Annotated in this window: 5 protein-coding genes; 2 read left to right on the top strand and 3 right to left on the bottom strand. The window is 59.4% G+C overall.

Features of this window, described 5'->3' with window-relative positions; genetic code table 11:
• The coding region (locus tag C7G61_RS42485) for a hypothetical protein (RefSeq protein WP_202975834.1) at nt 1-202 on the bottom strand (202 nt) is incomplete at its 3' end.
• Between the two features lie 426 nt (nt 203-628).
• On the opposite strand from C7G61_RS42485, the gene C7G61_RS42480 reads away from it, so the two are divergent.
• Nucleotides 629-940: a DUF736 domain-containing protein gene (locus tag C7G61_RS42480; RefSeq protein ID WP_108523387.1), complete on the top strand. Its 312-nt coding sequence runs from the start codon at nt 629-631 to the stop codon at nt 938-940.
• A 63-nt stretch (nt 941-1,003) separates the two neighbouring features.
• On the top strand, nt 1,004-1,147 hold the full coding sequence (locus tag C7G61_RS45435) for a hypothetical protein (protein ID WP_190242274.1): 144 nt from the start codon (nt 1,004-1,006) through the stop codon (nt 1,145-1,147).
• 18 nt (nt 1,148-1,165) lie between these two features.
• Here C7G61_RS45435 and C7G61_RS42475 read toward each other — a convergent pair whose 3' ends face one another.
• Together C7G61_RS42475 and C7G61_RS42470 are read right to left on the bottom strand one after the other, a co-directional pair.
• Entirely contained in the window at nt 1,166-1,471 is a 306-nt protein-coding gene (locus tag C7G61_RS42475) for an HU family DNA-binding protein (protein WP_108523386.1), read from the bottom strand.
• A gap of 106 nt (nt 1,472-1,577) precedes the next feature.
• On the bottom strand, nt 1,578-1,838 hold the full coding sequence (locus C7G61_RS42470; RefSeq protein ID WP_108523388.1) for a WGR domain-containing protein: 261 nt from the start codon (nt 1,836-1,838) through the stop codon (nt 1,578-1,580).
• Between the last annotated feature and the right edge of the window lie 572 nt (nt 1,839-2,410).

Here is a 2,410-nt window from a genome sequence, read left to right as displayed (position 1 = left end):
GCACGCTGAACTGGCGAACGCGTCCGCCGCCATAGCTCACCGTCAGCACGTACACTTGGTGCCCTTCGCCGCGCGCACATTTCGGGCAGCCGCGCTTGTGACGAACAGTGCGCTCCAGCAGCGAACCCCGCAGCAGTTCGCCGGTGACCGGCAGCTTGCCGACAAGCTTCTCGCGGGTTTGAAGAGCTCGATCTCGAATCATTCATAAGAATGAATCAAAGCGTCCCACACAAGTCAACGCTGATACCGTCCGATCTTGCAGTTTTCGCCCCACCAAGCGATTCTGGCTGCCTCAAAAGGCCGCCGAATTTTGCGCCGGAAAGTAGTTAGGGCCGCCTGTTTTCATTCCATGTGTTTTCGCGACGGGCGCACCCATCAGCGTCCTCGATAAAGGCTGGTCTGACCGAAGGCCGATCCCGCTTCGCGGGCTCTCGATCTTGTCCTGCAACGTCCGTCCTCGACTTTCTTCCCCTGGCGCTGCGCACCATTCCTCGCGGTCCAAGAAAGTCGAGGACGGCCGCCCTCCATTTCATTTCGGCCCTTTGGGTGCAGGTCGATCGCCTCCGGTCTCACGACCGCCATCGAGGTCGCGATAGGCGCGGCCCGAGAAAACCAAGGGAATGAGACAATGGCTACCATCGGCACCTTCACGTCCACGGGCAATGGCTTCTCCGGCGCGATCAAGACGCTCAACCTCAACGTCAAGGCCAAGCTGATCCGCGTCGACAACCCTTCCGACAAGGGACCGCACTTCCGCATCTACTCAGGCAACGTCGAGTTAGGTGCGGCTTGGCAGAAGACCGCGAAGGACACCGAGCGCGACTACCTCTCCGTCAAGCTGGACGATCCGAGCTTTCCGGCTCCGATCTACGCCACCCTGATCGAGGTCGAAGGTGCGGAAGGCCTCCAACTGATCTGGTCCCGGCCGAACCGGGACTGAAGCTCCAGGAAGTCGGCTCCGCCGCAAGGCGGGGCCTGCTTCCCTTCTACCGGAGATGCGATCATGACCGTCGACACCATTGAAGAATTGCGCGCCGAACTACGCGAATGCCTGTTCACGCTGGCGGAACGCAAAGCGCTCGAAGTCGAACTGGCCGAACTCATCCGCCAACGCAACCAAGCGCTCGCAGCCGAGGAGGGAGCATAAGCTCCCTCCTCTTGCGTCTTACGATGCACCGTCGTTAGGGATCGTTCCTCCGTTGAGAACATCCTTGATGGCTTTGGCAGGCGTAAAAGTCAGCTTCTTGGAAGCTGCGATCGCAATCGTTGCGCCGGTCGACGGATTGCGGCCCTCACGGGCCGGGCTATCCTTGACCTTGAACTTGCCGAACCCGGGAAGGCTCGTCTCGGCTCCGCTCACGGCCGCATCAGCGATCGCCTTGAACACGCTATCGACGATGGCTTTCGCCTGAGCTTTTGTCAGGTCGTTCTCGGCTGCGATCTTTTCGGCGATCTCATTGGCAGTCGTCATGGACGAGCTCCGTCTTGTTTGGATTTTGCTCGGTCTGACATCAAGGCCGTGGAACAGATAGAGCCGGCATCACAGGCAGAGCCGTAATCCCCGAAAAATTGCCAGACTATGACAGTTTTTCGTCCATGACAGCGTAACCGCGCCTCCGCTTGGCGCGCTCCAGGCGTCCGAACGCTTCGATCGTCTCCGCACTACCATCGAAGGTCTGCACCATGGTCTTGCCACTCGTGCCGATCCGGCCCCAATTGCGGATCAGCGACATTTCTCCGAACAAGGTGGGCTGCGTGGACAGCGCATAAAACCGCCGCATATTGCGCGCGGCATCGATGCGGCGCAGATGAAGCGGTTCTGGTTCTAGTTTCGGCACGGACAGATTCTCGCTTCCGAGGGAAGCGGCGTCCAATGAGTTTTATGAATCGACCGGGCGGATCGATTCATTTTATCGATAGGTCAATTGCGCCGGAAATGCCGCGACCCGTCCTATTGCCGGATTAAATCTCTCCTCGATGGAGACTTAGCCATTGGGACGCGCGCATCGCAATGCCTAGCTTGCAATTGCGCCAGTCCTTATCACAACAGTCGCCCGCAAGAGATCGGCTTTTAAAGCTTCCTGTGACGCTTTACAGCCTTGCCTGCTTGGGCGAACCCCTTCGGGGACGGGCTCTACTCGCGCCGCCGCGGCGACGCTCCCGGAGCCCGCAAGCGGTCTCCACGCCTTCGCGTGACGATCCTCTCGCGAGCGTGTCGCAGAGCCCCAGCAACGAGCACAATCCCAGTCTCGCGTCCCAGAATTTGCTCCCCTCGAGGTATGGACTGACCTGACTCTTCTGGCAGGGGATTCGCCGGATGAATTCCGGGATCGTTCCGGTGATCGGATTCGCAATCCGTCTGTTGGTTCAAACCAACATCCCCCAGGACATGATGGGACAAGGACATGAC

The sequence above is a fragment of the Bradyrhizobium algeriense genome, assembly GCF_003062295.1.
Classification (GTDB): Bacteria; Pseudomonadota; Alphaproteobacteria; order Rhizobiales; family Xanthobacteraceae; genus Bradyrhizobium; species Bradyrhizobium algeriense.
This window is presented reverse-complemented; position numbering and strand designations above follow the sequence as displayed.

Excerpts from the sequence above, each read along its gene's own strand:
- C7G61_RS45435 (WP_190242274.1), top strand. The coding sequence starts at position 1,004 with ATGACCGTCGACACCATTGAAGAATTGCGCGCCGAACTACGCGAATGC.
- C7G61_RS42475 (WP_108523386.1), bottom strand. The coding sequence starts at position 1,471 with ATGACGACTGCCAATGAGATCGCCGAAAAGATCGCAGCCGAGAACGAC.
- C7G61_RS42480 (WP_108523387.1), top strand. The coding sequence starts at position 629 with ATGGCTACCATCGGCACCTTCACGTCCACGGGCAATGGCTTCTCCGGC.